Source organism: Streptosporangium roseum DSM 43021 (assembly GCF_000024865.1).
GTDB classification, from domain to species: domain Bacteria; phylum Actinomycetota; class Actinomycetes; order Streptosporangiales; family Streptosporangiaceae; genus Streptosporangium; species Streptosporangium roseum.
On sequence record NC_013595.1, the window covers coordinates 9,927,791 to 9,953,687 of the forward strand.

The following is a 25,897-nucleotide window of genomic DNA, read 5'->3' on the forward strand; positions in this document are numbered from 1 at the left end:
TCCGTTCGGGGGAACCCCGCCCGGTGGGCGTGGGCGGACGCCACAGGGAGCCCACCGGGGTTCCCCGAGCCGCGGAGGCCACCCGTGTCGACGAACGACCTCACGAGCACGTCAGCCGAGGGACGCGTCAGGTCAGAGCCGTATCTCCCGCCGGCGACCCAGCCGGTCCGCGCGGTGGTCTGGGTGATCCACCTGGCCCTGCCGATGCTGGGACTCTGGCTGCTGCTGGCCAACCACGACCACCTGAACATCGAGTGGCACGACAACCCCAGCCATTTCTGGCTGATCATCGCCGTGGCGGGGATCAACCTGGTCCTGGGCGCCATGATCGGCCAGGCGTCGGCCCGGCGGGCGGACGCCCGGCTGCTGCTGGTCTCGCTGGTCTTCCTGAGCAGCGCGGGCTTCTTCCTGATGCACGGCCTGGCGACCCCCCGGATCATCCTCGCGAAGGGAACCTACGGGTTCGACCTCTCCCAGCCGATCGGTCTCCTCATCGCCTCGGTCTTCGCGGCCGTCTCGGCGCTGCCGCTGAACGAGCGGACGGCCCAGGCCGTGCTCAGGTCGCAGATCTGGCTGCGCGGCGGACTCGTCGCGCTGCTCGTCGTGTGGGGAGTCGCCTCGCTGGTGCCCGGCCTCACCGCGCTGAGCGACCCGGCTCCCCCGCGGGGCGCCGGTCTCGGCGGGTTCGAGCTGGTCGGGGTCGCCCTGTACGCGGCGGCGACCGCGATGATGTTCCAGCTCCACCGCAGGCGCCCCGCCGCCATGCTGGTCAGCCTGGTCACCGCCTACGCCCTGCTCGCCGAGGCGATGATCGCCGGGATGTCGCGCCACAACTGGCACCTGTCGTGGTGGCTGTGGCACGTGCTGCTGACCGTGGCCTTCGTGTTCGTCGCCTACAGTGCCCACCTGCAGTTCCGGCGGGAGGGCTCCAGCGCGGGGCTGTTCGACTCGGTGGCGCTGTCGGCGACCGTACGGAAGATCAGGGCCGAGTACGAGGACGCCCTGGAGGAGCTCGTCGGCCACATCCGGCGGAGGGCCGAGAGCAGGGTCCCGGTCGCGACCCGGCTGGCGGGCAAGTTCGGGCTCACCGAGGGCCAGGCGGCGGTGCTCGACCGGGCCGGCGAGGCGCTGGCCAACGAGCGGGAGCTGTCCGAACGGCTCGCCGCGCTGGTGGACACCGGCAACCAGGCCCGCGTGGGACTGCCCGAGCGCGAGCTGCTGACCCGGGCCCTGGACCGCGTGCGGCAGGCGTACGGCGACGTGCGCATCACGCTGGTGTCGGAGGGGCGGGTCGCCATGGGCTCCGGGGAGTACGGCCCCGGCGACTTCCCGGGGAACCGGCCCGTCCTGCTGGACAGGACGGCCGTCCACCCGCTGACCGTGAAGGGACAGCTCGCCGGGGCGCTGGAGGTGCCGGTGGGCAGGACCCCGCAGGACGAGGCGCTCGCCGCCACGCTGGCGAGCCAGCTGTCCCTCTCCCTGGAGAACGCCCGGCTCTACCGGGAGCTGTCCACCCTGTTCCGGCAGTACATGTCCCCGGACGTGGCGAACTCCCTGCTGGCCGACCCGCGGACGGCGGCGCTCGGCGGCGAGCTGGTCGAGCTGACGGCCCTCTTCGCCGACCTGAAGGGCTTCACCAGCTTCTCCGAGCGGGCCACGCCTGGAGAGATCGTCGAGATGCTGAACCGCTATCACACGGCGGCCGTGCCCATCATCCTCGGCAACGGGGGCACGATCGTGCAGTTCGTGGGGGACGCGCTGCTGGCGCTGTTCAACGCGCCCGCCCCGCAGCCGGGACACGCCGCCGCCGCGGCGAGGGCGGCGCTGGCCATGCAGGAGGCGGCCGAGGAGATCTGCGCCGGAACCCCGGGCTACCCCCGGTTCAGGATCGGGATCAACACCGGGCTCGCGCTGGTCGGCAACATCGGCAGCCCCGAACTGCGCGGGTTCAACGCGATGGGCGACTGCGTGAACGTGGCCGCCCGGCTGGAAGGCGTCGCCGAACCCGGTACCGTCGTGATCGGCCAGAGCACCCTCGACCTGATAACCCCCCGCCCCAGGGTCCGCTCCCTGGGCGAGCTCGCGCTCAAGGGCAAGGAGAAGCCCGTCCACGCATACGTGCTGTCCGGTCTGTCGTAGGGATCCGCACGCCCGCGAGAGCCGTACAGCCGTAGCCGACATCGCCAGGAGGTGCCCGTGAGTCCCACTCCCGAACCGGGCGAGTTCGTCACCCTGCTCACAGCCGACGAGGTCGCGGCGCTGCACGCCGCCGGGCGGCCCCGGCACTGGGACCGGGGCGCGGCGGTGTGCACCGAGGGCGATGTCGCCGACTGGGTCCTCCTGCTGACATCCGGCCGGGTCAAGGTCTCCTCGCACACCGCCACCGGGACCGAGGTCGTCCTCGCGGTGCGCGGGCCGGGCGCGCTGCTCGGCGAGTTCGCCGCCCTGGACGGCCTGCCGAGGTCGGCCACGGTGACCGCGCTGGAGCCGGTCGAGGGCGTCGCGATCCGCGACTTCTCCGGCTACCTGCGGGAGCACGGCCGGGTCGCGGTGCTGCTCATGCAGATGCTGATCGGCAAGATGCGCGACTCCGACCGCAAGCGGATCGAGTACGGCGCGTTCGACACCACGGGCCGGGTGGCGACCCGGCTGGTCGAGCTGGCCGAGCGGTACGGCGAGCCGGTCAACGGCGGCGTGCGGGTGACGCTGCCGCTCTCCCAGGACGAGCTGGCCGGCTGGACCGGGGCCTCCCGCGAGGCGGTCAGCAAGGCGCTGCGCTCGCTCCGGGACCGTGGCCTGATCGAGACGGGCCGCCGCCGCGTGATCATCCACGACCTGGAGGGCCTGCGCAGAAGGGCCCGCTGACACCACCCGGCCGCCGGAGCGCTCCATACCGGCGGCAGGCGGCCGGAGCCGGACAGACGGCTCCCGTGGTGGGCGAGATGATGATAAAAGGCTATGAGGCCATGCCATCTTCCGGTGGCGGTCGACCCGAGTGGAGGCAGCGATCTTCAAGTACGAGTTCGCCACCGTCGAATGGTTGTGGGACCAGGAGACCATCCGGGTCAACATGGTCGGGGGCAACGAACGCAGATTCTCCGGCAGCTACGACCGGTTGGTCGCGGTGCTTTCCGAGCTCGGCGATCAGGGCTGGGACGTGGCCACGTGCGCGGCCACCGGCAACTGGCTGTTCTGGACTCTGCGACGCCAGCACTGACGCCGAGCGGTACGAGGTGCCCTGTTCACCCGGACCCCTGAGCCGGGCGTCCCTGTCGATGCCGTCGCGTCGGTGGCCCGCCTGATCGACATGCTGCCGGTGCTCCGTCGCCGGACACCTTCGGGCGGCCGTCCTGGCGGCCGATCTCCCCTCCGGGGCGAAGTACGGCGTACGTCAGACTGGAGCCCATGGTCTCCCTCCCCCAGGACCTGCCCGGCTCCCCCGAATACATATCGAGGCTCCGCTACGCGTGGCGGGTCTGCTCGGTCACCAGCCTCGGCCTGGTGCTGATCGGCGTCTCGGGAAGCACTCTGAACGTGGCGCTTCCCGCGGTGGTCAGGCACTTCCACGCGGACGCGTTCGCCTCCGGGTGGATCCTGCTGGCCTTCCTGCTCGTCAACACCGCGACCCTGGTGTTCTTCGGCCGGGTGGCCGACCTGCTCGGGCGCCGGGAGGTCTACCTGGCGGGATTCGCCCTCTTCACTGTGGGGTCGCTGCTGGCGGGGCTCTCGCCCGGCGTCTGGTTCCTGATCGCGATGCGGGCGGTGCAGGCCGTCGGAGCGGCCATGATCCTGGCGAACGGGACCGTGATCATCACCGACGCCTTCCCGCCCGACCGGCTCAGCCAGGGCATGGGCGTCTACATCGGCACCCTGTCGGTCGCCCAGCTCGCCGGCCCCACCCTGGGCGGCCTCGTCGCCGAGACCGCCGGCTGGCAGTGGATCTTCTGGGTGAACGTGCCCGCCGGGCTGATCGCCCTCGTCTGGGGCGGGTTCACCCTCCGCCGGGTCGCCCGGGGGCCACGCGAGCCGGTGGACGCGCTCGGCAACCTGATCGTCTTCACCGCCCTGTCGGCCGCGCTCATCGCGATGTCCGAGGCGGGGTCGCGGGGACTGTCCAGCCCCGTCGTGATCGTCGGCGCCTCCCTCGCACTGGCCCTCGTCCCGGTCCTGGTCATCGTGGAGCGCAGGGCGTCACACCCCGTGCTCAACGTGCGGCTCTTCGGCGAGCGGATGCTGGCCTTCGCCAACCTCGCCTCGTTCTGCAACGCGCTGGCCCGCGCGGCGCTGATCCTGCTCGCCGCCCTCTACTTCCAGGCGGCCAGAGGCGTCGACGCCGTCACGGCCGCCCTGGGCGTGCTCCCGGTCCCGATCGGCATGGCCCTGGCCTCCCCGGCCGCCGGGTCGCTCGGGCGCCGGATCTCCCCCTACGCGCTGTCGGTCGGGGGCTCGCTGCTGAGCGCGGCGGGGCTCGGCGTCCTGGCCCTGAACACCGATCCCGCCACGCCGTACTGGATCATCGGGGCGGGCCTGTTCCTGTGCGGCTGCGGCAGCGGAACCTTCCTCACCGGCAACACCACCCAGGTCATGGCCGCGCTGCCCGCCGGGAGCCTCGGCCTGGTGAACGGCTTCCGACTCATGATCATGAATGTCGGGATCGTGCTCAGCGTCGCCCTCACCCTGAGCGTCCTGACCAGCTCGGTCAGTCCCGGGCTACGCGACCTGGTCTACGAGGGCACGCTGTCGCGCATGTCCCCCGTCGCCGTGGGCCAGCTCATGGACGGCTTCCGGAGGACCTACACCGTGCTGTTCGCCGTCGCCCTCGCGGGTGCCCTGATGTCGGTGCTGGCCAGGACCCGGAGGGGGCCGCTCGACCGGGACGGGCGCCCGCGGTGACAGGTCCGGCTCCGGTAGGTCTCCGGGGGGCGATCCACCGGCGTCCGTCCCCCGGCCCGGCGTCCGGTCCGCTCTCCCGCCGTCCGTCATCGGCGGGTACGGCCATCGGCGGCCGGCGCGGGCCCGCGCCCGCGTGGCGTCCCGCCGCTGCGCGACGAGGTCGGCATAATAGGACGGACAGCCTGGTCAGGACGGGTTTCGGATGTCCTCACCCGAGCCGTCCCCGGCATCTCGCCCTCCACCGCCGCCTGCGTTCCGTCGTCCGGCGAGCGCGTACCACCGACGTCCGGGCCTCCGTCCGGCAGGAGGAGCACATGCGTTCCGTCGCAGGCATGGGAGCGGCCACCGTCCTCATGATGGGCCCCGGCGTGGCGGCCGGGGTCTCCCCCACGCCGCAGGTGAGCACCGCGCCCGCGAGCACCGCACCACCCGTGAGCACCGCACCCACGAGCACCGCGCCCACGAGCGGGGCGTCGGTCACCGGCGGCTCCGGCCCCGACGGCTGGAAGAAGCGCACCTCGCTCCGGGTCCTGCCCCAGTGGCCCCGCCAGAACAACAACGTCCGGATACTCGCGCACTGTCCCACCGCGGCGAACCACGCGATCATCGGCTCCACCGCGTTCACCCTCAAGGGCTCGACACGGCTCTACCGGGAGGTCGGACTGGGGCTCTCCGACAGAGGCCTCGGACGCCGCGCCGTCTCGATCTCCTACTACGCCCTGCCCGGGTACCACGAGGTCTGCATGAAGTGCGTGAAGGTCACGATCGACCAGAAGACCCGGATCAGGAAAATCCGGGTGATCAGCCGCTACTCCGTCCCCCTCCAGGTGCGCAGATTCCGGATCGCCCAGTTCTTCGACTGACGGTCAGAGGGCGCCGCTCAACCGGGCCTCGACCTCGCGGTAGCGGGCCACCGGGATCAGGTGGACGCCGTCGAACGCGCCCGAGTCCCGGATCCGCAGCACCTGCTCGCACGCCGCCTCGACCCCGGCGAGCCGGTCGGCCGCGATCCTCTCCACAAGGCCGGCGGGGATGTCGATGTCGGGGATCGCGTCGGCCAGGCGGCGGGCGTGGTTCTCGCTGGCGATGACCATCACCCCGGCGTAGACCGGCATGTCCACGGGATTGGCCTCGCGCCACCGGAGCAGCGCCTCGACGGAGAAGCTGACCTGGACGAACATGAAGTCGGCCGCGCGTTTCCAGGCGGGCAGCGGGCGCAGCCCGGCGGCGGTGCCGACCCGGAAGGCGGGCGTCCGGGCGAAGGCGGGATCCTCCCCGAGGGAGCGCACCTCCTCGATCATCGAGCGCACGGTGAGGTCGCTGGTCCGGTTGCCCGAGTTGGGCTTGTCCCCGTAGACGAACAGGAACTGGTCCACCCCGTAGGCGGCGGCGGTGAGCAGGTCGCGGCGGAAGCCCAGCAGGTTGCGGTCGCGGGAGTTGAGGCACGCGATGCTGCGCCCGCCCATCTCCTGCACCTCGTGCGCGACGGCGACGCTGGAGACCGTGGCGCGGCCGATGTGGTTGTCCGGGATCAGGAACGAGTGAGCGACCTTGCTGAGGGTGCCGATCTGGTGGCGGACGTGTTTCAGGTCGGGGCGGGTCGGCGGCTCGACCTCGCAGACGAGCTCAAACGGGCGATCTGTCATGTAGATCAACTTAAGGGGCCGCGGCCCCGGGGACCAGACGCCTGATTGCTCGGTCGGCGCGGGGTCCGGGAGGCGCTGCGTCCCGGGGAGGCAGTGTTCAGTCCCGGTGGACGCGGGCCGCCAGGGTCTCGATGCCGGTCACCAGCAGGTCGACGCCGAAGGTGTCGTAGAGCTCGGCCGTGCCGCCCTCGCAGAGGGGGGTGGCCATCTCCACGATGTGCGGGTAGACGTCCTGCGGCAGGGACTGGAGGCCGAGGCGCTTGACGCGCAGGTGTTCGGCGGCGTCCTGGTCCGACAGGCCGGAGCGGCGGTTCAGCGGGCCGGCGGCCAGGGCGATCGCCCCCTGGAGCAGGTATTTGGAGATCAGGCAGCTCTCCTCGTAGGAGAACCCCGCCTGCTTGGCCAGGCCGAGCGCGGTGTCCCACACCCGCAGGAAGCTCGGCACGGTCATGTGGTCCACCTCCTCCAGCACGGCCGCCGCGCACGGGTAGTGCCGCAGCACCTTGACCAGGCCGGTGACAAGCTCGCGGAGCTGTTCCCACCACGGCCTGTCGTAGTCCTCGGTGATCACGAACCCCTCGACCAGGTGATCGGCCATGCCGATGAGCAGCTGTTCCTTGTTCTTGAAGTGCCAGTACAGCGCCATCGGGGTGACCCCCAGCTCCTGGGCGAGCCGCCGGATGGTCACCGCCTGCAGTCCCTCGGCGGAGCCGATGCCCAGCGCCTGCTCGACGACGGCCTCGCGGGTCAGTTTTCCCATCACGCTTGACAACTATACGCCGTACACGTTCCACTATCCACCGTACATGTACGTCGTACAAGTACAACGTAGAGGAGTTGGAGTGACGGCTACCCGCAAGTGGTGGGCGCTGGGAGCGATCTCGCTGGCCACTTTCATGACGTACCTGGACAACAACGTGGTCAACGTCGCGTTGCCGACGATCCAGCGGGACCTCGGGGTAAGCATCTCGGGGCTGGAGTGGATCGTGAGCGGCTACATCCTGGTCTTCGCCGGGCTGATGCTGGTCGGCGGGCGCCTGGCGGACGTCTTCGGCCGGCGGCGGATCTTCATGATCGGTCTCGGCGTGTTCACCGTGGCGTCGTTGGCCGCCGGTCTGGCCACGGACGGCACGGGTCTGATCGCCGCCCGGGCGCTGCAGGGCGTCGGCGCCGCGTTCCTCACGCCCACCGCGCTCGCGCTGCTCACCTCGATCTTCCCCGACCCCCGGGAACGCGCCACGGCGGTCGGCATGTGGAGCGCGGTCGGCGCGCTGGCCCTGGCCCTCGGCCCGCTGACCGGCGGGTTCATCAGCGAGCGGTGGGACTGGGGGTGGATCTACCTGATCAACGTACCGATCGGGATCGCGACCTTCGGACTCGGCCTGTGGGCGATCAGAGTGGCCCCGCAGGATCGGGTACGGCACAGCCTGGACGTCCCCGGACTGGTGACGTCCGGCCTGGCGCTGTCCGCGCTGACGTACGGGCTGATCGAGGGCGACGGGGCCGGCTGGACCTCGCCGGAGATCCTGGGCGCCTTCGGGCTCGCGGTGGCGGCGGCGGTGACGTTCGTGGTGATCGAGACCAGGAGCCGGGAGCCGATGATCGACCTGTCGCTGTTCCGGTCGCGGGTCTTCAGCGGGGGCGTGCTCTCGATGGGGCTGTGGTCGTTCGGGGTGTTCGGGATCTACTTCTTCACGGCGCTCTACCTGCAGAACGCGCTGGGCTTCTCACCGATGGAGGCCGGGGTCTCGTTCGTGCCCATGGCCCTGGTGATGGCGGTGACCGCGGCCGTCGCCTCGCGGATCAGCGGCGCGCTCGGGACCGCGCGGACCGTGGCCGCCGGGCTCCTGCTGATGGCCGCGGCGGTGTTCGGGCTCTCCTTCATCGGCGAGGGCGCCTCGTTCGGGGAACTGCTGCCGTGGTTCCTGGTCTACGGGCTGGGCGGCGGGCTGCTGGTACCGCTCACCACGGCCATCCTGGGCACGCTCCCCGCCGGCCGCGCCGGGGTGGCCTCGGGCGTGCTGAACGTCTCCCGGGAGATCTTCGGCCTGCTCGGGATCACCGTCCTCGGCGCGATCCTCACCGGCCGGCAGACCTCGATCCTCCGGGACGGCGCCACGCCGCTGACGGCCTTCCTGGAGGCCTACCAGTCCACGCTGGTCATCGCGGCGGCCATCGTGCTGGTGGGCGTGCCGGTCAGCCTGTTCGCCCTGCGGATCCCCCGGACCCCGGAGCACGTGGAGGCCCCCGCCGAGCGCCCCGCCGTACCGGTGGCGTGAGACCGAACGCCCCGCCGTACCGGTGGGGTGAGAGCCGGGACCGTGCCGCCCGCGCCCGTCACGGCGCGGGCGGCACCGGGGTCAGGAACCGATCTTCTTGCCCTGCCTGTGCCAGGCGACCACGACGGCCGGGCGGGGCTGGCTGGTGCCGCCGTCGGGCCAGTGGCTGGTGGGCGCCTCGGGGGTGGCGCCGTTGGTCTCGCCGGGGTGCTGGACGGCCACGAAGACGCTGCGCTGGTCGGGGCTGACCAGCGGGCCGCAGGTCTCGGCGCCGACCGGGACGCTCAGGAACTGGCGGAGATGGCCGCGCTCGGAGCCGCGGACCGGCATGGCGAACAGGCCGTCGTGGGCGCCGAGCTGGTTGCCGTCGGTGGAGATCCAGAGGTTGCCCTCGGCGTCGAAGGCGACGTTGTCCGGGCAGGAGATCGGCGAGACCTTGGACTTGTCGAACCCGCCGAAGTAGGTCGACGGGTCCTCGGGGTCGCCGCAGACCAGCGGCAGGGACCAGGCGAAGGTCGTGGCCCCGGCGTCGTCACGGCGCTCGGTGATCTCCAGGATGTGGCCGTGCTTGTTCGACGGGCGCGGGTTGGCCTCGTCCACCTGGGCCGGGGTCCGGTTGGAGTTGTTGGTCAGCGCGACGTAGACACCGCCGGTGACCGGGTTGCGCTCCACGTCCTCGGGACGGTCCATCTTGGTCGCGCCGACCTTGTCGGCCGCCACGCGGGTATAGACGAGAACCTCCTGGGCGGTCATCCCGGGCACGTGCGAGACGTTGCCGGTGACCAGCGGGATCCACTCGCCGGAGCCGTCGAACCGGCCGTCGGCGGGGAGCTTGCCGGTGCCGTCGATCTCCGCGGCCGGGCTGTCGCCGGTGAACTTGGCCACGTACAGCGTGCCCTCGTCCAGCAGCGTCCGGTTGTGCCGGTCGAAGCCGGGGATGTAGCGCTTCTTGGAGACGAACTTGTAGACGTACTCGAAGCGGGAGTCGTCTCCCATGTAGGCCACGACGCGGCCGTCCTTGGCCAGGGAGGTGGTGGCGCCTTCGTGGGCCAGCCGGCCGAGCGCGGTGCGCTTGACCGGGGTGGAGTCGGGGTCGAACGGGTCGATCTCCACGATCCAGCCGAACCTGTTGACCTCGTTGGGGTGCTTGGCCAGGTCGAACCGCTCCTCCACCCGGTCGAACCGGCGGTTGCCGCTCGGGATGCCGGTCGTGGCGCTCACGCCGTACCGGGTGAGGAAGGGCTTCTGCGCCTCGGGCACGCCGTTGCCGTTGACGAAGTACTGGTTGAAGTTCTCCTCACCGCTCAGCACCGTGCCCCACGGGGTGGTGCCGCCGGCGCAGTTGTTGAGCATGCCGAGCGGCCTGGCGCCCGCCGGGTCTGCGGCGGTCTTCAGCAGGTCGCCGCCCGCGGCCGGGCCGCTGAACGCCATCGGGGTCTGCGCCGTGACACGCCGGTTGTAGCGGCGGCGCCCCTGCGTGACCAGCTTCCACTGGCCCGAGCGCCCCACCCTCTCGACCTCGACCACCGAACCGCCGTGCGCGGCCAGCGCGATCCTGATCTGCTCCTCCGGCGCGGTGTCGCCGCTCTTGTATCCGCGGAACATCAGGTTCTCGTCGGTGTACTCGTGGTTCACCCAGAGCAGGCCGCGCTGCTGGCCCAGTGGGAAGAACGTCACGAAGTCGCAGTTGTAGCCGAACTGGGCGGCCTGCGCGGCGGCGGTCTGGTTCTCGAAGTCGAAGGCGGGGGCGCCGGGCAGCACCGGGTCGCCCCAGCGCACCACGGGCGCCGTCTCGTAGCCCTCGGGGACCGTCACCTTGTCGTCGGTGTTCGGCGGGACGGCGGTGAAGCGGAGGCCGCTGCGGCCGTGGCGGTCACCACCGAAGCCGGAGGCGGCCTGCGCCTCCGGGGCCGGGTCGGCGGCGGCCGGGACCGCCGTGGTGACGCCCACACCTGCCACGAGGGCGCCGAGGGCGCCGGCGCGCAGCACGCCGCGGCGGGACATCGCCTCGGCGACCACATCGCCGAAGTAGGCGTTGTCGCTGGTGTTCAGCACGTCGTGGGCGCACTGGTTGCCACAACGGAACCGGCAGGTGAGGGCGGTCCGTCCCCCCTTGTGAGGGCTCGTGAGCAGCGGGAGCAGTCTGCGCGGCGACAGGTTCGCCACAGGGGCCTCCAAAGGGGTGCGCGATCGTTCCGGCCGGAACACTACGGGCCCCAGTAGAACCCAGGGTGAACGACGTTTGCCCCCATGATGAACCATTTGTCGCAATCTTTTGGCGCGCCGAGCGGGCATGATGGGTCCGTGCCACCTCACAAGCCCGACCCCGCCAAGGTCCGCGCCGCGCTGGACGCCCAGCTGATCGCACTCGACGAACCGTCCTACGACGGGCCCGGAGACCTTCCGGCGCTGCTGGCGGCGTGCGTGCCGGTGGTACTGCGGGCCTACGGACGGCAGATCCGGCCGGAGCGGGAGATCGCGCGCTTCGCCGTACGGCACCTGCTGGACCGGCTGGCGACCGCGGCCCCCGGGCGGACCGTCGAGGTGCGCGTCCCCCCGTACGCGGCGGTGCAGTGCGTGGAGGGGCCCCGGCACACCCGGGGCACCCCGCCCAACGTGGTGGAGACCGACGCCCGGACCTGGCTGGAGCTGGCCACGGGACGGCTGCTGTGGGCCGAGGCGGTGGCGGCCGGGAAGGTCTCCGCGAGCGGGGCCCGGGCCGACCTGTCGGATCACCTGCCGGTTACGTAGACGCCCATCCGGACGCCGGGCCGGACCCGGTGCCCGCCATGCCGTCCACGGGACCGTCCGCTGGTGCCGCGCCGGCCCCGGGTGCGGTCCCGGGGCCGGCCGCGGTCACGACGTGGTGAACTGCCCGCCGAACTTCTCCTGGATGCAGCGCTGCTGGAACTCGGGCGGCAGGTTCAGGCAGTCGCCCACCTTGCTGTAGAACCAGCTGAGCACCACCACGGCGATGATCAGTGTCAGGACGCTCAGGGCGATGCCCACCCAGGCGCGGCCGCGGTTGGAGTTCTTGACGACCGCGGCGATGCCGATGATCAGGCCGATGATGGCCGTCAGCGCCCCCAGGCCGCACACGACGAGCAGGAAAAGGCTCACGATGCCGAGTACGAGCGCGGTGGTGCCGAGTCCGCCGCCCTGCTGGCGCGACCGGTCGTCACCCGGATAGGCCGGGTACGGCGTGCCGCCCGGATAGCCGGGACCTCCCGGATAGGCGCCTCCCGGAGGCGCCGCCTGGTACGGCTGGCCCGACGGGTAGGACAGGCCGCCCTGCGGCGGGCCCTCGGACGGATAGGACGGATAGGACGGACCGCCGGCCGGTGGGGCGTACGGCGGCTGCCGCGGCGGCTCATCCGGCCGGCTCGCGTGGGCACCGGTGTAGGGAGGGGTTCCGTAGGGGCCCGCGCCGGAGATGTTCTCCGTCGGAGCCTCGTCGCCCGGCCCGCGGTGGGCACCGGGGGCGGCCTCGCCGTACGGAGCCGAAGGGCCGCCGTACGGGGCCGCGGGGCCGCCGTACGGAGCCGAGGGGCCACCGTACGGACCGCCCGGTCCCGGCGGCGGTTCCGCCTGGAAGCCTCCGCCAGGCTGCTCGGGTGGCCCGGCCTGCTCAGGCCGACCGGCCTGCTCGGACGGCCTGTCCTGCTCGGAGGGCCCGGCCTGCTCAAACCGACCGGGCTGCTCGGAGGGCCCGGCCTGCTCAAACCGACCGGGCTGCTCGGGGAGCCCGGCCTGCTCGGGCTGCTCGGGCTGCTCGGGCTGCCGGTGCGAGGCCGCGGGGAACCCCTCGGGGGACGTCGGCGGATCGTAGCGCGAGGGCTGGGCGGCGCCGGGCGGCACATCCATGCCGTCCCTGTCGTCCCGGCCGCCTGAGGCCGGTGTCTCCGAGGCGCTCTCCCAGCCCGGATAGGCAGGCGTGCCGCCCGGGACCGGATAGGGGGGCGGGGCCTCGGCGGCCGGAGTGCCCGGGGACTCGAAAACGCTGGTGGTGTCCGGATCCGCCTGGACCGGCCTGGGGACCTCCGGCGCGGTGGGCACATCCGGATGCCCCGGCAGCGACGGCTCCTCGGGCGTGGAGATCGGCGGCCAGCCCGGGGTCTCACCGGGACCGCGTGGCTCGGGCGACCCCGGCGTGGGCTTCTCGGGCTCCTCTGGCTCGGAAGGGGGCTCGGAGGGCTCGGAAGGGGGCGCGGGCTCAGCGGGCCTCGCGGAGGGCTCGGAAGGGGGCGTGGGCTCGGACGGCCACCCGGTCGGGGGCGCGGGCTCAGCGGGCCTCGCGGAGGGCTCGGAAGGGGGCTCGGGGGGCTGATCGGACCGGCCGGTCGGAGGGGTGGGCTCGGACGACGAGCGCAGAGGGTCGGCGGGATCGGGCGCCGACCACGTGGAAGGGTCCTCCGGGCGGAAGACCGTGGAGTCGGAATCGTCCGGTCCGCTCGGAACGGCCGCCTCTTCGGAGGCGCCCGAGGACTGCTCCGGGCCCGCCTCCTCCCGCTCGGATCGCCGGTCCCGCGGCTCGCGCCGCGAGCCGGGCTCGTTGGGATCCTCAGGTGTTGTCACGTCTGTTCTCCCGACGCGTAGGCATGCCGGATACCTCACACTCCCCTGCCTGTTTGCGATGAAACAGGCCGACACGGCAAAACCCCGACGATTGTTCGGTCAAAGTGGGACATCGGGCAGATCTGCCCCCGGGGTGCAAGCAGCGAAGAGGCCGACCTAGACTGAAGCATGTGCTGAAGGGCGACGGCCATCTGAGCCATGACCTTGACCCCCAGGACCGACCCCCGAAGGACGCATGTGGCGTCTTCGGCGTCTGGGCCCCTGGGGAAGAAGTCTCCAAACTCACCTACTACGGGCTGTACGCGCTGCAGCACCGCGGGCAGGAATCCGCGGGCATCGCAGTCAGCGAGGGCAGCCGGATCCTCGTCTACAAGGACATGGGCCTGGTGGCCCAGGTCTTCGACGAGTCGGTGCTCGGGACCCTCCGCGGCCACCTGGCCATCGGTCACTGCCGCTACTCGACCACCGGGTCGAGCGTCTGGGAGAACGCCCAGCCGACGCTGAGCTCGACCGAGGAGGGCGGGCTCGCGCTCGCCCACAACGGAAACCTGATCAACACCCCGGAGCTGGCCCGGCGGCTCGCTCCGGGTTCGACGAGGGCGACCACCGACACCGAGGTGCTGACGTCGCTGCTGGCCCAGGACCGCAGCCAGCCCATCGACGACGCGGCCGCCGAGCTCCTGCCCCAGGTCAAGGGCGCCTACTCGCTCGTGTTCATGGACGAGACGACGCTGTACGCCGCCCGTGACCCGCAGGGCATCCGCCCCATGGTGCTGGGCCGGCTGGAGCGCGGCTGGGTCGTCGCGTCCGAGACCGCCGCCCTGGACATCGTGGGCGCCACCTTCGTCCGCGAGATCGAGCCCGGCGAGCTGATCACCATCGACGAGCGCGGCGTGCGGTCCCGCAGGTTCGCGCTGGCCGAGCCCAAGGGCTGCCTGTTCGAATACGTCTACCTGGCCCGCCCCGACACCACGATCGCCGGGCGCGGCGTGCAGACCACCCGCGTCGAGGTCGGCCGCGTGCTGGCCCGCGAGCATCCGGTCGACGCCGACCTGGTCATCCCGACGCCCGAGTCGGGCACCCCCGCCGCCGTCGGCTACGCCGAGGAGAGCGGGATCCCGTACGGCCAGGGCCTGGTCAAGAACTCCTACGTCGGCCGGACCTTCATCCAGCCGTCGCAGACGATCCGCCAGCTCGGCATCCGGCTCAAGCTCAACCCGCTGAAGGAAGTCGTCGCGGGCAAGCGCCTGGTCGTCGTGGACGACTCGATCGTGCGCGGCAACACCCAGCGGGCGATCGTCAAGATGCTGCGCGAGGCCGGTGCCCGGGAGGTCCACGTCCGGATCTCCTCCCCTCCGGTCTCCTGGCCGTGCTTCTACGGCATCGACTTCGCCACCCGGGCCGAGCTGATCGCCGGCTCGCTGAGCGTGGAGGAGATCCGCGCCTCTCTCGGGGCCGACTCCCTCGGCTACATCTCGCTGGAGGGCCTGACCCAGGCCACCACGATCCCGGCCGAGCGGCTCTGCCGCGCCTGCTTCGACGGCGTCTACCCGATCGCCATCGACCGCGACAACGTGGGTAAGTACGTCCTGGAGGCCAAGCTTTGAGCCGTCGCGGCACGGAGGCCAGGGAGGCCGCGCCCGGGCGGGCCGGCAAGCACAGCATCCCGGTCGTGCGACCGGGTGAGGGGGACGCATGACCAGCTACGCCGCTGCCGGCGTGGACATCGACGCGGGCGAGCGCGCCGTCGAGCTGATGAAGTCGAAGGTCGCACGGTCCCGGCGGCCCGAGGTGGTGGACGACGCCAGCGGCTTCGCCGGTCTCTTCGACGCCTCGGCCCTGCTGGGCTACCGCCGTCCGCTGCTGACCACCTCGACCGACGGGGTGGGCACCAAGGTCATGCTGGCGCAGGCCCTGGACAAGCACGACACGATCGGCATCGACCTGGTCGGCATGGTCGTGGACGACCTGGTGGTCTGCGGCGCCGAGCCGCTGTTCATGACCGACTACATCGCCTGCGGGAAGGTCGTCCCCGAGCGGATCGCCGAGATCGTGGGCGGCGTCGCCGAGGGCTGCCGCCTGGCGGGCTGCGCTCTGATCGGCGGCGAGACGGCCGAGCACCCCGGGGCCATGGGCGCCGGCGAGTACGACCTCGCGGGTGCCGCCACCGGCGTGGTGGAGGCCGACAGGATGCTCGGCCGTGACCGGGTGCGCGAGGGCGACGTGGTGCTGGCGCTGGCCTCCTCCGGCGTGCACTCCAACGGCTACTCGCTGGTCCGGCACATCATCAAGCTCGCCGGGCTCTCCCTGGAGGCCGAGCTCGCCGAGCTCGGCCGGACCCTGGGCGAAGAGCTGCTGGAGCCGACCAGGATCTACTCCCTGGACTGCCTGGAGCTGGCCCGCTCGATCGACGTCCACGCGTACGCGCACATCACCGGCGGCGGCCTGGAGGGCAACCTCTCCCGTTCCCTGCCGCCGGCGCTGGACGCGCTGCTGGACCGTTCGTCGTGGACCCCTCCCGCCGTCTTCGAGGTGCTCGCGGGACACGGCAAGGTAGCCCAGGCCGACATGGACCGCACCTTCAACCTGGGTGTGGGCATGGCGGCCATCGTCCCGGCGGACGCCGTCGACCCGGCCCTGGCCCTGCTCAAGGAGCGGGGCCTCCCGGCCTGGGTGCTCGGCGAGATCGTCCCCGGCACCGGCCGGGCCCGTTACCGCTAGCCCGGCGGCCCGATGCCGGAAGGGCACCGGCCGTCACCGGCCGGTGCCCCAGGACGCGGGTGGGGACCACCCGGTACGGCGTGGCCGTCCGCGAAGGCGAAGGCGTCCCGCCGTATCCGCGGAAACCGCTGTCAGGGGCGGACATGCCGGACAGCGCCCCGGATCACCGGAGCGCTGTCACGGGCTGACGCGCACGGAGAAAACACCCGGTGGCCTGCGGCCACCGGGTGCCTGCTCACACAACCTGAAGCTCGCCTAGCGGCGGCCGGGCGTCCCTTCGTCCCGGTCGTCTCCGGAGCCGAAGTCATCGGCGTAATCGGCATACCGATCCGCCAGTTCATCGTAGGAGTCGTCGGCGTCGTCATTGTGGTTGGAGTCGTCTCTGACTCCGAGCTCGTCGCGAAGACGCTCAAGATCAGTGCCACCGCTGTTGTACTTCAGCTGGCGAGCAACCTTGACCTGCTTGGCCTTTGCTCGGCCGCGCCCCATTGGCTCGACCCCCTCGTGTGGGGTCGTGCCCGACCCCTCGTCGCTAACGCACCACGCACTGACGCCACCTGACTTGAGGCGTCAGCTCTCGTTCGACTACAACCGTACCTGTTTTACGCCCGGCTCGGTACGCCGTATGGGCGTGAGGGACTAGTGGCCTAGCCAAATGCCCCTAATTCGCCCGACTTCCGACATTCTGCGTTCGGCTAGCCTATCGGCTGCGACCGCCGGGGGAACGCCATCCTCCGCCGCCGCGGCAAAAATCTTGAGAGTCGTGTCGTAGATCTGGGTCGCCTTTGCTCTGGCCCTGTCCATGTTGAACCCCTGGATCTCGTCCGCGACCTGGATGACTCCGCCGGAGTTGACCACGTAGTCGGGGGCGTAGAGGATGCCGCGGTCGGCGAGCTCCTTCTCCACTCCCGGGTGGGCCAGCTGGTTGTTGGCCCCGCCGCAGACGATCGTGGCGCGCAGCCGGGCGACCGTGTCGTCGTCCAGCGCCCCGCCTAGCGCGCAGGGAGCGTAGACGTCGATGTCGGCCCCGGTGAGCTCCAGCCTGCCGGCGACGATCTCGACCTGAGGGTGGCGCCGCCGGACCCGCTCGACCGCCTGCTCGCTGACGTCGCAGAGCACGACCTCGGCGCCGTCCTCGACGAGGTGGTCGACCAGGCGGTGGCCCACCTTGCCCACGCCCTCGACGCCGACCCGCCGGCCGCGCAGCGACGGCGTGCCGTAGGTGTGCTCGGCCGCGGCCCGCATGCCCTGGAACACGCCGTAGGCGGTCAGGATCGAGGAGTCGCCCGCTCCGCCGTTGGCCACCGTACGGCCGGTCACGTAGGAGCTCTCGCGGGCCACGATGTCCATGTCCTCGCTGTAGGTGCCCACGTCGCACGCCGTGAAGTAGCGGCCCCCCAGGGACTGCACGAACCGGCCGTAGGCGCGCAGCAGCGCCTCGCTCTTGTCGGTCGCCGGATCGCCGATGATGACGGCCTTGCCGCCACCGAGGTCGAGTCCGGCCAGGGCGTTCTTGTAGGCCATCGCCCGCGAGAGGTTGAGCACGTCGGCCAGTGCGGCCTGCTCGTTCTCGTAGGGGTAGAACCTGGTGCCCCCGAGGCTCGGGCCGAGGGCGGTGTTGTAGATCGCGATGATCGCGTGGAGGCCGCTGTGCTCGTCGGAGCAGAAGATGACCTGCTCGTGCTTGGCTTGGCCGCTTGCGGGGCTGGTGTCCTTGTGGGACAGCCCGAAGACGTCGGTCACGGTGGTGACTCCCGGTCGTTCAGGTCCGCCGCTCCGTCGCGGCGGAGATCACTCTCAGCGTAACCAGAACTCGGAGTGGAACGATGGGAAGAACGGCGCGTTCTCATTACCCGAGACGCGACAGGTGGCGCCACCCCGGCACTCGGGACACGACAAGCGACGCCACGGCCCACACAGGGTCGATACCGGACAACAGCAGGTCCTTCGTGACACGATGCGGTCGTGCTGCCCTATGCCGCGTACCTCCGTGTCTATGAACCACTGACCGCGTTCACCCCGTCGGAACGCGCCTCGTGGGCCGCCTACGCCGAGGCGGCCGACCGGCCCCGCCGCGCGAGCGCGCTCCACGCCGAGCACGGCGAGGCGGTCCTCCGCCTCCTGGGGGTTCCGCCCACCCCGGCGCCCGCCCAGGAGAGCCCCAACGCCTATCTCAGACGCGTGGAGGACGTGCTCTACGTCTGCCCCTGGCAGAGCAGGCTGCGGTCGTGGCTGGCCTTCTCGCGCTTCCGCGGGGCGACGCCGGTGCGGTTGATGGAGCGGTTCGTGCCGGTCTCCGTCGCGGAGCAGACGGCCGACGACTTCGACAGGTTCAAGCGCCGCAGCGGCTCGGCCGCCCTGCGCACCCACATCCGGACCTCGACATGGCACGTTCCCACGTCGTGGTTCGTTCCCTTCGACGGCAACGAGCGCTGGCTGGTCCTCGACGGGCAGCGGGGGCCCGGGGGCACGACCACCACCCGCAACCTCATCTACGTCACCTCCATGGCCCACGCCCGGCGCCGCGCCGCCCGCGCCCTGCAGATCATCCGCAGGCAGGTGGGCGAGGTGACGGTGACCGCCGAGGTCGAGGAGGTGGCGCGGTGGCTGGAGGAGTTCCACCCGCACTCGCTGGTGGAGCTCGACTACGGCGGCATCGTCCATCTCATGGACGCCGAGAAGCTCCGGGCCGACCAGTCGGCGGCGGAGCTCGCGGCGGCCATCACCGGTCTGGAAACCGGCGAGGAAGAGTTGGCCTTCGCCATGTACCAGCGGGTGATTCTCCGTTGGCGATCAATACAACTTCTCGAATCAGCAAACTGAGTCGCAAATCATCCCTCTGACCTGCATAAGTAGTTCGGTCGATGACCGGCGACACGTCTACGAACTGAGTAGTTTGCCGTTTTCACTGCGATACCACGAAACGTGTCGCTAGAATCACCGAGCGTGACAACAACAGGTACACAAGAGAGATGAGCCACTCAAAGGCTCGCCAATCGCTCTACGTGGCTGTATGGTCACATCGGGTGATGCCGCATATGGCCCGAACAGCCGCACGCAAGGGGCCATAGGGGGACATCCGTGACAAGCGTCAAGTCGCAGGATCGCTGTCGCCGGTCCACATGGAGGAGAGGCCGCACAAATGTCAGCTCGTACACCCGAGGCAGAGCCGCTGCTCACCCCGGCGGAGGTCGCAACCATGTTCCGCGTCGATCCCAAGACCGTTACACGGTGGGCGAAGGCCGGCAAGTTGACGTCCATCCGCACCCTGGGTGGGCACCGCCGCTACCGGGAGACCGAGGTTCGCGCGCTGCTCGCGGGGATTCCGCAGCAGCGCACCGAGTAAGACGGGGGCCGTCACGGACCTGGGGGGAACCACGTGTGCGCCCACCGCGTGAGCGCGTAGGCCACACGGGTTGTTTGTGGGGAGCGGCGTCGCCCGCCCGGCGCCGCCCCGGCATCGTCCCGTACGGCCCTCGCCGACCTTCCGCGACCCGGCCGGCTACGGCGCGTGTTCGCGGACCAGGCCCTCAAGGAGCTGCTCGACCTGCGGATCGTGAGCCGCGGCCACTCCGAGCAGCGCCACCATCTGATCGACCAGCATGCGTTCAAGCGCCGGGCGCTCGATGTCCCGGTGCTCCAGCCAGTCGAGACCGGCCGTCTCGACGGAGGCGATCCACGAACGCAGCGTGATGCGGAGCGCGGGCCCCGGCTCGTCGACCCGCATCTGTTTCATGATGAGGCGGAACAGGCGGTGCCGGACGCTGTCGACGATCTCACCGATCTCGCCGCTGCGGTTGGCGGGGCCGCCCTTGAGCAGCGCCGCGAAACCGGCCGCGTGCTCCTCGACGAAGTCGAAGTAGCGCGCCAGCCCTCCGGCGAGATCGTCGAGCGGGCGGCCGCCCTCGGGGGGCCGCAGCCGCGCCTCCAGCTGGGCCGCGGCGCTCTTCAGCGCGGCGACGTAGAGCTCCTGCTTGCCGCCGAAGTAGTGGTAGACCAGGGCCCGCGACGCGCCCGCCGCCGAGGCCACGTCGTCGATGGAGACGTCCTCGGCGTCGCGCGTGCTGAACAGCTCCAGAGCCGCCGCCATGAGCTCCTCACGACGCCGGTCCACGCTGAGCCTGCGCCGCGCCGGTCGCGCGCCCTCCGCCGCAGGTTTGTCCTGCTTGGCGGCTCCGGATGTCGAACCCACAGTCCGCAGACTATCGGAGTCCATCCACGGCGACGGTGACGTCAAGATCGGAGTTCCCTTGGGCGGAAGCCGTACCCCATTCGGAACTCGATCGTTTTGAGTGACAGGTGCCCATCCACCATCCCGGGGGAGAGCCATGTCAGGACCGTCGGTCAACACCACCGCCACCCGAGCCCGCGGGTTCGCCGAACCCGTCTCGCCGGACGGCTTCGGACCACGCCCACGGCCCACGATCCGCAACGTGGCCGAGCGGGCCGGTGTCTCCAAATCACTGGTCTCGCTTGTCCTGCGCGGCTCGCCGCACGTCAGCGAGCACCGCAGGCAAGCCGTGCTACAGGCGGCCAGAGAACTCGGCTACCGGCCCAACGCGGTCGCGCGCAGCCTGGTCGAAGGCCGCACCCATCTGGTCGGGGCGCTCGTCGCCGACCTGCACAACCCGTTCTACGCCGAGTTCCTCGACGGCCTGCAGGAGAGCCTGCACGGCGACGGGCTCCGGCTGCTCATCGGCAACAGCCAGTGGGATCCGGCGTTCGAGGACGAGGCGGTCGAGGCGTTCCTGGAACTGCGGGTGGACGGGCTCGTGCTGCTCGGCATCGCGCCCACCAGCGAGACGCTCATCGAGGCCACCGGCTACACGCCGACGGTCGTGGTGGGCGAGCGCGACATCGATCTCGGCGGCGTGGACATCGTCGTGGACGACGACCAACTCGGCGCCCGCCTGGCCATCGACCACCTGGTGGAGCTCGGCCACCACCGGATCGCCCACATCGAGGGCACCCGCTCCTCGTCCGGACGGTTCCGCTGCGAGGGCTACCTGGTCGCGATGCGCAGGCACGCGCTGGCGCCGTACATCATGGTCGAGCAGGGCGACTGCACCGAGGAGGGCGGCACGCTGGCCGCGCGGAAGCTGCTGACCCGCGACCCCCGGCCCACCGCGATCTTCGCCGCCAACGACGCGGTCGCCATAGGCGTGCTCGCCGCGGCGGCCGAGCTGGGCCTGCGGGTGCCCGAGGACCTCTCGGTGATCGGGTACGACAACACCCATCTCGCGGGGGCCCAGCCGATCTCGCTGACCACCGTCGACCAGCCCCGCCGGGCGATGGGCCGCTCGGCCGCGACACTGCTCAGCGACCGGATCGGCGACCCGGGAAAGACCTCGCGCCTGCGCCAGGTCACCCCCCAGCTCGTCGTACGGCGCAGCACCGGCCCCGCCCAGGGGTAGGGGGTCGCCTGGAGCGTTACACCACGCCCAGGCGGCCCCTAGGACTCGTCAAAAACAGGTCAAGCATCGAAATGGCGGCGGAGCCCTGGTGTTGACTCAGATGTGACGAGAGGGGGTAACAATGCGTGATCCGGAACTGGTGTCCTGCGCCCAGCGCGCGGCTGCCGAGCTGGAGAGGGCGTGGGCGCACTGGCGCGCCACCCGGGGCCGGAACGGGGACGCCGGCGCTGAATCCGTGGCGAGCTACGTGGCCCATTCGATCGACCATCCATGGGGGCGTCCGCGAGTGGTCCTGGGCCTGGACGCCGAGGACGCCAGGGAACTCGCCTCACTCCTGCAGAAGCAGGAGACGGGGGAACACGTCTGGTGACAACGGCCGAGTCACGACGCCGGGCCGCGTAGGTTGGGTGGTTGACGGATTTCCTTCGAGGGGGATGAACGTGACCAGCAAAGCATTCGCGGCGGCCCTTGTCGTGTGCGGCCTGAGCGCCGCCGCCTGCGGCGGCACCGTCGGCGGCGCCACCGCGGGCTCGGCACGGAACGACGGCCCCGCCTCCCAGCCGGTGGCCCAGGCCACCAGGGCGGCGCTGCCCGCCACGGCCACTCCCCCGGCGGGCAAGAGCGCCCCGGCCCAGCCGCTGAGCGGCAAGGTCGTGGTCATCGACCCGGGGCACAACGGGCTCAACTACAAGCATCCCTCGAAGATCAACAAGAAGGTCAACGTCCTGACCCAGTGGAAGGCCTGCGACACCACCGGCACCGCCACCGACAACGGTTACAGCGAGGCCGCCTTCACCTGGGACGTCTCCCAGCGCCTGGCCAAGATCCTCAAGGAGCGCGGCGCGACGGTCAAGCTGACCAGGTCCAGCAACTCCGGCGTGGGCCCGTGCATCACCGAGCGCGCGGCGATCGGCAACAAGGCCAAGGCGGACGCGGCGATCTCGGTCCACGCCGACGGGGCTCCCGCCTCCGGGCACGGCTTCCACGTGATCATCCCGAAGAAGATCAACGGTCCGGTGGACCCGGTGGTGGACTCGTCCAGGAGGCTCGGCCTCGACGTCCGCGACTCCATCAAGTCGGTCGCCGGCCTGCCGTACTCCACCTACATCGGCAGCAAGGCCCTGAGCTTCCGCAACGACCTCGGCGGCCTGAACCTCTCCACGGTTCCCAAGATCTTCGTCGAGTCCGGCAACATGAGGAACCCGGGCGACGCGGCCAAGTTCCAGAACCCGGCGTTCCGGCAGAAGCTGGCGCTCTCCCTCGCCGACGGGCTGCAGAAATACCTCAATTAATGCGTGGTCTAGTCCAATTTGGCATTATTTGAGGCATGACTGACCTTCTGCCGCGTCCCGCTGTCTTTGCGCCTGCCGACGGCTCGTTCCCGCTCTCTCCCGGCACCCCCGTCTCCGGTCCCGCCGAGCTGGTGGACGGGGTACGGCTCGCGCTCGCCGTGCTTGATCCGCGGCCGGCGGAGGCGGGAACGATCGTGGTGGAGCGGGACGCGGCGCTGGACGCGGAGGCCTACACGCTGGAGGTGACGGCCACCGGCGTGCGGATCACGGCCGGAGACCGCGCGGGGGCCTTCTACGCCGGCCAGACCCTGCGGCAGCTGCTCCCCCATGGGGCGTTCCGGACGGTCGCCCAGGCGGGCTGGACCGTTCCGTGCGGCCGGGTGGAGGACGCGCCCCGGTTCTCCTGGCGCGGCGTCCACCTGGACGTGGCGCGGCACTTCCTGCCCAAGCGCGAGGTGCTGCGGATGGTCGACCTCATGGCGGCGCACAAGCTGAACCGGCTCCATCTCCACCTGGTGGACGACCAGGGATGGCGGGTCGAGAGCCGGGTCGCCCCCAGGCTGCACGAGGTGGCCTCGCACCGGCCGCGCACGATCACCAGCCACCACAAGGACGACCCGGTCTACGACGAGGTGCCGCACGGCGGCTACTACACGCTGGACGACCTCGCGGAGATCGCCGCCTACGCGCGGGCCAGGGCCGTGACCGTCGTGCCCGAGATCGACGTGCCGGGACACGCCTCGGCGATCCTCGCGGCCTACCCCTCGCTCGACGCGCGGGCCACCGGCGGCCGGGAGCCCGAGCCCTTCCCCGTGCTGGACCGGTGGGGCATCTCCCCCGCGATCCTGTCCCCGCTCCCCCCGACGGTCGACTTCCTGACCTCGGTGATCGACGAGATCCGCGGCGCGCTGGGCGAGACGCCTTATGTGCACCTCGGCGGGGACGAGTGCGTGCTCGACGACTGGGCTGCTTCAGCGGAGATCGTCGCGTTCCAGGAGGAGCTCGGCCTGGAGAGCCTGAGCGGCCTGCACGCCTGGTTCCTGCGCCGGCTGGCGGACCTGCTGGCCGAGCGGGGCAGCCGGGCGATCGTCTGGGACGAGGCGTTCGTCAGCGGCATGCTGCGGCCCGACACGATCGTGATGCCGTGGCGCGGGCCGGGCGTGGCCCGGCGCGCCGCCGAGGCCGGGCACGACGTGGTGCAGACACCGGTCTTCCCGCTGTACTTCGACTACGCCGAGACCTCCTCGGAGGAGGAGCCGCTCGCCATCGGCGACGCGATCACCGTGTCGGACGTCGCGACCTTCGCTCCCGCACCGGAGTCGTGGACGGCCGAGCAGCGGGAGCACGTGCTCGGGGCGCAGTTCCAGCTGTGGAGCGAGCGCCTGCCCGACGGCCGGGCGGTGGACTACCGCGCCTGGCCGCGAGGCTGCGCGCTGGCCGAGGTCGTCTGGTCCGGCTCGGCCGGGCCCGGATTCGGGGAGCGGCTCGAAGGGCACCTGGGCCGCCTGGACGCGCTGGGGGTCGAGTACCGCCCGCCGGCAGGCCCGCGCCCCTGGCAGCTCGGCGGCACCGGGCGCCGCCGCCACCGCCCGGGGGTCGTCAAGGTGGACGAGGTCATGGGGCACCTGGAGGAGATGACCCACCTCGCCGACTCCACCCGGCCGAGCATGTGAATCCCCGCAGGCCCCACGAGGGTTGACGGGGTCGTCCGGGGAACAGCGGCCAGGGTGGACGGGCCTGCGCGGATCAGGGCCGTGCGGTCAGCCGGCCACCTCGTAGCCGGCTTCCGCGATGGCGGCGCGGATGGCGGCGTCGTCGAGGGGGTCGCCCGAGACGTCCACCCGGCCGCTCTGCAGGTCGACGTCGACCCCGGTAACGCCGGGGACCTCGCCGACCTCTTCCTTGACCGAGCTCACACAGTGGCCGCAGGTCATGCCGGTGACGGTATATGTGCTCACGCTCATCGCGCCTCCAATGTCCAGGGTTACCCGCCTAGGGTATTACTCAGGTCGCGGTGCGGCCGATGATTTCGCGCAGGTCCCTGACACCGTGACGGCGCAGGCGCCGGGAGAGCCCGCGATGGATGCGGTGGGCCCAGAGGGGGCCCTCGTAGATCAGCGCGCTGTAGCCCTGGACCAGGGTGGCCCCGGCGAGCAGGCGCTCCCAGACGTCGTCCACGTTCTCGACGCCGCCGACGGAGACGAGCACCAGGCGGTCGCCCACCCGGGCGCGGAGCCTGCGCAGCACCTCCAGCGAGCGGGCCTTCAGCGGGCGGCCGGACAGGCCGCCGGGCTCGGTGCTGGAGACGCCCTCGCGGCTGATCGTGGTGTTGGTCGCGATGATGCCGTCGAGCCCGAGTTCGAGGGCCAGGTCGGCGACCGCGTCCACGTCGTCGTCGGCCAGGTCGGGGGCGATCTTGACCAGCAGCGGGGTGCGCCTGGGGGTGCTGTCGGCGACCTCCTTGACCCCCTGGAGCAGCGGGCGCAGGAGCTCGACGGCCTGGAGGTTGCGCAGACCGGGCGTGTTCGGCGAGCTCACGTTGACGACCAGGTAGTCGGCCAGCGGAGCCAGCTCCTTGGCGCCGGCCACGTAGTCGTGGACGGCCTCCGCCTCAGGCACGACCTTGGTCTTGCCGATGTTGACGCCGACCACCGCCGGGACACCGCGGGGCCTGCTCAGCGCCCGCGCCGCGGCGCTCGCGCCGGCGTTGTTGAAGCCCATCCGGTTGATGATCGCCCGGTCCTTGACCAGGCGGAACAGCCGGGGCCTGGCGTTTCCGGGCTGGGCGTGCGCGGTGATCGTGCCGACCTCGACATGGCTGAAGCCGAGTGCGGACATGGCCTCCACGCAGCCGGCGTCCTTGTCGAAGCCCGCCGCCAGCCCGAAGGGGCCGGGGAAGTGCACTCCGAAGGCCTGCACGCGCAGGGCGGGGTCGCGCGGCGCGAGCCGGCGGTGGACGAGCCGCTTGACCACGGGCGTCACCGAGAGAAGGCGGAGCGCGCCGACCGTCAGATGGTGCGCATCCTCCGGGTCGATGCGGCTGAGGAGCTGCGTGAACACGAATCGATACATCACCG

24 protein-coding genes are annotated in these 25,897 nt (G+C 71.3%); 15 read left to right on the forward strand and 9 right to left on the reverse strand.

Going from position 1 to position 25,897, the window contains the following annotated elements; all coding sequences use genetic code 11:
* Window positions 1–84: 84 nt before the first annotated feature.
* The 5 genes from SROS_RS46745 (at window position 85) to SROS_RS43400 (ending at window position 5,756) form a co-directional block, all read left to right on the forward strand.
* Window positions 85–2,139, forward strand: coding sequence for an adenylate/guanylate cyclase domain-containing protein (locus tag SROS_RS46745; protein ID WP_012895338.1), 2,055 nt, complete (start codon window positions 85–87; stop codon window positions 2,137–2,139).
* Window positions 2,140–2,196: 57 nt separating this feature from the next.
* On the forward strand, window positions 2,197–2,865 hold the full coding sequence (locus tag SROS_RS43385) for a Crp/Fnr family transcriptional regulator (RefSeq protein WP_012895339.1): 669 nt from the start codon (window positions 2,197–2,199) through the stop codon (window positions 2,863–2,865).
* A gap of 130 nt (window positions 2,866–2,995) precedes the next feature.
* Window positions 2,996–3,217, forward strand: coding sequence for a hypothetical protein (locus SROS_RS43390; protein WP_012895340.1), 222 nt, complete (start codon window positions 2,996–2,998; stop codon window positions 3,215–3,217).
* A 188-nt stretch (window positions 3,218–3,405) separates the two neighbouring features.
* Window positions 3,406–4,893: an MFS transporter gene (locus SROS_RS43395; RefSeq protein WP_012895341.1), complete on the forward strand. Its 1,488-nt coding sequence runs from the start codon at window positions 3,406–3,408 to the stop codon at window positions 4,891–4,893.
* A 314-nt stretch (window positions 4,894–5,207) separates the two neighbouring features.
* Window positions 5,208–5,756, forward strand: a complete 549-nt coding sequence (locus tag SROS_RS43400; protein ID WP_012895342.1) for a hypothetical protein — start codon at window positions 5,208–5,210, stop codon at window positions 5,754–5,756.
* Between the two features lie 3 nt (window positions 5,757–5,759).
* Here the strand turns inward: SROS_RS43400 and SROS_RS43405 are convergent, their stop codons facing one another.
* Both SROS_RS43405 and SROS_RS54140 read right to left on the reverse strand, forming a co-directional pair.
* Complete coding sequence (locus SROS_RS43405) at window positions 5,760–6,539, reverse strand: methylenetetrahydrofolate reductase (RefSeq protein WP_012895343.1); 780 nt, start codon at window positions 6,537–6,539, stop codon at window positions 5,760–5,762.
* A 97-nt stretch (window positions 6,540–6,636) separates the two neighbouring features.
* Window positions 6,637–7,299, reverse strand: a complete 663-nt coding sequence (locus tag SROS_RS54140; protein WP_012895344.1) for a TetR/AcrR family transcriptional regulator — start codon at window positions 7,297–7,299, stop codon at window positions 6,637–6,639.
* Between the two features lie 82 nt (window positions 7,300–7,381).
* Between SROS_RS54140 and SROS_RS43415 the strand changes: the two genes are divergently transcribed.
* Window positions 7,382–8,818, forward strand: coding sequence for an MFS transporter (locus SROS_RS43415; protein WP_012895345.1), 1,437 nt, complete (start codon window positions 7,382–7,384; stop codon window positions 8,816–8,818).
* A gap of 81 nt (window positions 8,819–8,899) precedes the next feature.
* Here SROS_RS43415 and SROS_RS43420 read toward each other — a convergent pair whose 3' ends face one another.
* Window positions 8,900–10,984: a PhoX family protein gene (locus tag SROS_RS43420; RefSeq protein ID WP_012895346.1), complete on the reverse strand. Its 2,085-nt coding sequence runs from the start codon at window positions 10,982–10,984 to the stop codon at window positions 8,900–8,902.
* Window positions 10,985–11,122: 138 nt separating this feature from the next.
* On the opposite strand from SROS_RS43420, the gene SROS_RS43425 reads away from it, so the two are divergent.
* On the forward strand, window positions 11,123–11,569 hold the full coding sequence (locus SROS_RS43425) for a sterol carrier family protein (RefSeq protein ID WP_043654154.1): 447 nt from the start codon (window positions 11,123–11,125) through the stop codon (window positions 11,567–11,569).
* A gap of 105 nt (window positions 11,570–11,674) precedes the next feature.
* On the opposite strand, the gene SROS_RS43430 is transcribed toward SROS_RS43425, so the two are convergent.
* Entirely contained in the window at window positions 11,675–12,874 is a 1,200-nt protein-coding gene (locus SROS_RS43430; protein ID WP_043654157.1) for a DUF4190 domain-containing protein, read from the reverse strand.
* A gap of 689 nt (window positions 12,875–13,563) precedes the next feature.
* Here SROS_RS43430 and purF point away from each other — a divergent pair.
* Both purF and purM read left to right on the forward strand, forming a co-directional pair.
* Window positions 13,564–15,000, forward strand: coding sequence for an amidophosphoribosyltransferase (gene purF / locus SROS_RS43435; RefSeq protein ID WP_012895349.1), 1,437 nt, complete (start codon window positions 13,564–13,566; stop codon window positions 14,998–15,000).
* 88 nt (window positions 15,001–15,088) lie between these two features.
* On the forward strand, window positions 15,089–16,114 hold the full coding sequence (purM, locus tag SROS_RS43440; protein ID WP_012895351.1) for a phosphoribosylformylglycinamidine cyclo-ligase: 1,026 nt from the start codon (window positions 15,089–15,091) through the stop codon (window positions 16,112–16,114).
* A gap of 255 nt (window positions 16,115–16,369) precedes the next feature.
* Here purM and SROS_RS43445 read toward each other — a convergent pair whose 3' ends face one another.
* A complete protein-coding gene (locus tag SROS_RS43445; RefSeq protein ID WP_012895352.1) occupies window positions 16,370–16,603 on the reverse strand; it encodes a DUF3073 domain-containing protein in 234 nt (77 codons plus the stop codon).
* Window positions 16,604–16,753: 150 nt separating this feature from the next.
* Window positions 16,754–17,857, reverse strand: a complete 1,104-nt coding sequence (locus tag SROS_RS43450) for a Glu/Leu/Phe/Val family dehydrogenase (protein WP_012895353.1) — start codon at window positions 17,855–17,857, stop codon at window positions 16,754–16,756.
* Between the two features lie 222 nt (window positions 17,858–18,079).
* Here SROS_RS43450 and SROS_RS43455 point away from each other — a divergent pair, with 222 nt between their 5' ends.
* Both SROS_RS43455 and bldC read left to right on the forward strand, forming a co-directional pair.
* Complete coding sequence (locus SROS_RS43455) at window positions 18,080–18,937, forward strand: DUF8083 family protein (protein WP_012895354.1); 858 nt, start codon at window positions 18,080–18,082, stop codon at window positions 18,935–18,937.
* Window positions 18,938–19,256: 319 nt separating this feature from the next.
* A complete protein-coding gene (gene bldC, locus SROS_RS43460) occupies window positions 19,257–19,460 on the forward strand; it encodes a developmental transcriptional regulator BldC (protein WP_012895355.1) in 204 nt (67 codons plus the stop codon).
* 156 nt (window positions 19,461–19,616) lie between these two features.
* Here the strand turns inward: bldC and SROS_RS43465 are convergent, their stop codons facing one another.
* Window positions 19,617–20,306: a TetR/AcrR family transcriptional regulator gene (locus SROS_RS43465; RefSeq protein ID WP_012895356.1), complete on the reverse strand. Its 690-nt coding sequence runs from the start codon at window positions 20,304–20,306 to the stop codon at window positions 19,617–19,619.
* A gap of 136 nt (window positions 20,307–20,442) precedes the next feature.
* Between SROS_RS43465 and SROS_RS43470 the strand changes: the two genes are divergently transcribed.
* From SROS_RS43470 to SROS_RS43485, 4 genes are all read left to right on the forward strand, one after another.
* The gene (locus SROS_RS43470; RefSeq protein WP_012895357.1) at window positions 20,443–21,528 is read left to right on the forward strand and encodes a LacI family DNA-binding transcriptional regulator; all 1,086 of its coding nucleotides are present in this window, start codon (window positions 20,443–20,445) and stop codon (window positions 21,526–21,528) included.
* Window positions 21,529–21,649: 121 nt separating this feature from the next.
* Window positions 21,650–21,898 carry a hypothetical protein gene (locus SROS_RS43475; protein WP_012895358.1) on the forward strand — a complete coding sequence of 83 codons (249 nt, stop codon included), beginning with the start codon at window positions 21,650–21,652 and terminating at the stop codon, window positions 21,896–21,898.
* Window positions 21,899–21,962: 64 nt separating this feature from the next.
* Window positions 21,963–22,820 (forward strand): N-acetylmuramoyl-L-alanine amidase, encoded by an 858-nt coding sequence (locus SROS_RS43480; RefSeq protein WP_043654167.1) that lies wholly within the window; start codon window positions 21,963–21,965, stop codon window positions 22,818–22,820.
* A gap of 35 nt (window positions 22,821–22,855) precedes the next feature.
* Window positions 22,856–24,493 carry a beta-N-acetylhexosaminidase gene (locus SROS_RS43485; RefSeq protein WP_012895360.1) on the forward strand — a complete coding sequence of 546 codons (1,638 nt, stop codon included), beginning with the start codon at window positions 22,856–22,858 and terminating at the stop codon, window positions 24,491–24,493.
* Between the two features lie 87 nt (window positions 24,494–24,580).
* On the opposite strand, the gene SROS_RS43490 is transcribed toward SROS_RS43485, so the two are convergent.
* Both SROS_RS43490 and SROS_RS43495 read right to left on the reverse strand, forming a co-directional pair.
* A complete protein-coding gene (locus tag SROS_RS43490; RefSeq protein ID WP_012895361.1) occupies window positions 24,581–24,784 on the reverse strand; it encodes a heavy-metal-associated domain-containing protein in 204 nt (67 codons plus the stop codon).
* 40 nt (window positions 24,785–24,824) lie between these two features.
* Window positions 24,825–25,892 carry a quinone-dependent dihydroorotate dehydrogenase gene (locus SROS_RS43495; RefSeq protein ID WP_012895362.1) on the reverse strand — a complete coding sequence of 356 codons (1,068 nt, stop codon included), beginning with the start codon at window positions 25,890–25,892 and terminating at the stop codon, window positions 24,825–24,827.
* Window positions 25,893–25,897 lie beyond the last annotated feature (5 nt).

Excerpts from the sequence above, each read along its gene's own strand:
- SROS_RS43475 (WP_012895358.1), top strand. The coding sequence starts at position 21,650 with ATGCGTGATCCGGAACTGGTGTCCTGCGCCCAGCGCGCGGCTGCCGAG.
- SROS_RS54140 (WP_012895344.1), bottom strand. The coding sequence starts at position 7,299 with ATGGGAAAACTGACCCGCGAGGCCGTCGTCGAGCAGGCGCTGGGCATC.
- SROS_RS43400 (WP_012895342.1), top strand. The coding sequence starts at position 5,208 with ATGCGTTCCGTCGCAGGCATGGGAGCGGCCACCGTCCTCATGATGGGC.
- SROS_RS43485 (WP_012895360.1), top strand. The coding sequence starts at position 22,856 with ATGACTGACCTTCTGCCGCGTCCCGCTGTCTTTGCGCCTGCCGACGGC.
- purM (WP_012895351.1), top strand. The coding sequence starts at position 15,089 with ATGACCAGCTACGCCGCTGCCGGCGTGGACATCGACGCGGGCGAGCGC.
- SROS_RS43445 (WP_012895352.1), bottom strand. The coding sequence starts at position 16,603 with ATGGGGCGCGGCCGAGCAAAGGCCAAGCAGGTCAAGGTTGCTCGCCAG.
- SROS_RS43470 (WP_012895357.1), top strand. The coding sequence starts at position 20,443 with ATGTCAGGACCGTCGGTCAACACCACCGCCACCCGAGCCCGCGGGTTC.
- SROS_RS43495 (WP_012895362.1), bottom strand. The coding sequence starts at position 25,892 with ATGTATCGATTCGTGTTCACGCAGCTCCTCAGCCGCATCGACCCGGAG.
- SROS_RS43490 (WP_012895361.1), bottom strand. The coding sequence starts at position 24,784 with ATGAGCGTGAGCACATATACCGTCACCGGCATGACCTGCGGCCACTGT.
- SROS_RS43405 (WP_012895343.1), bottom strand. The coding sequence starts at position 6,539 with ATGACAGATCGCCCGTTTGAGCTCGTCTGCGAGGTCGAGCCGCCGACC.
- SROS_RS43395 (WP_012895341.1), top strand. The coding sequence starts at position 3,406 with ATGGTCTCCCTCCCCCAGGACCTGCCCGGCTCCCCCGAATACATATCG.
- SROS_RS43480 (WP_043654167.1), top strand. The coding sequence starts at position 21,963 with ATGAACGTGACCAGCAAAGCATTCGCGGCGGCCCTTGTCGTGTGCGGC.
- bldC (WP_012895355.1), top strand. The coding sequence starts at position 19,257 with ATGTCAGCTCGTACACCCGAGGCAGAGCCGCTGCTCACCCCGGCGGAG.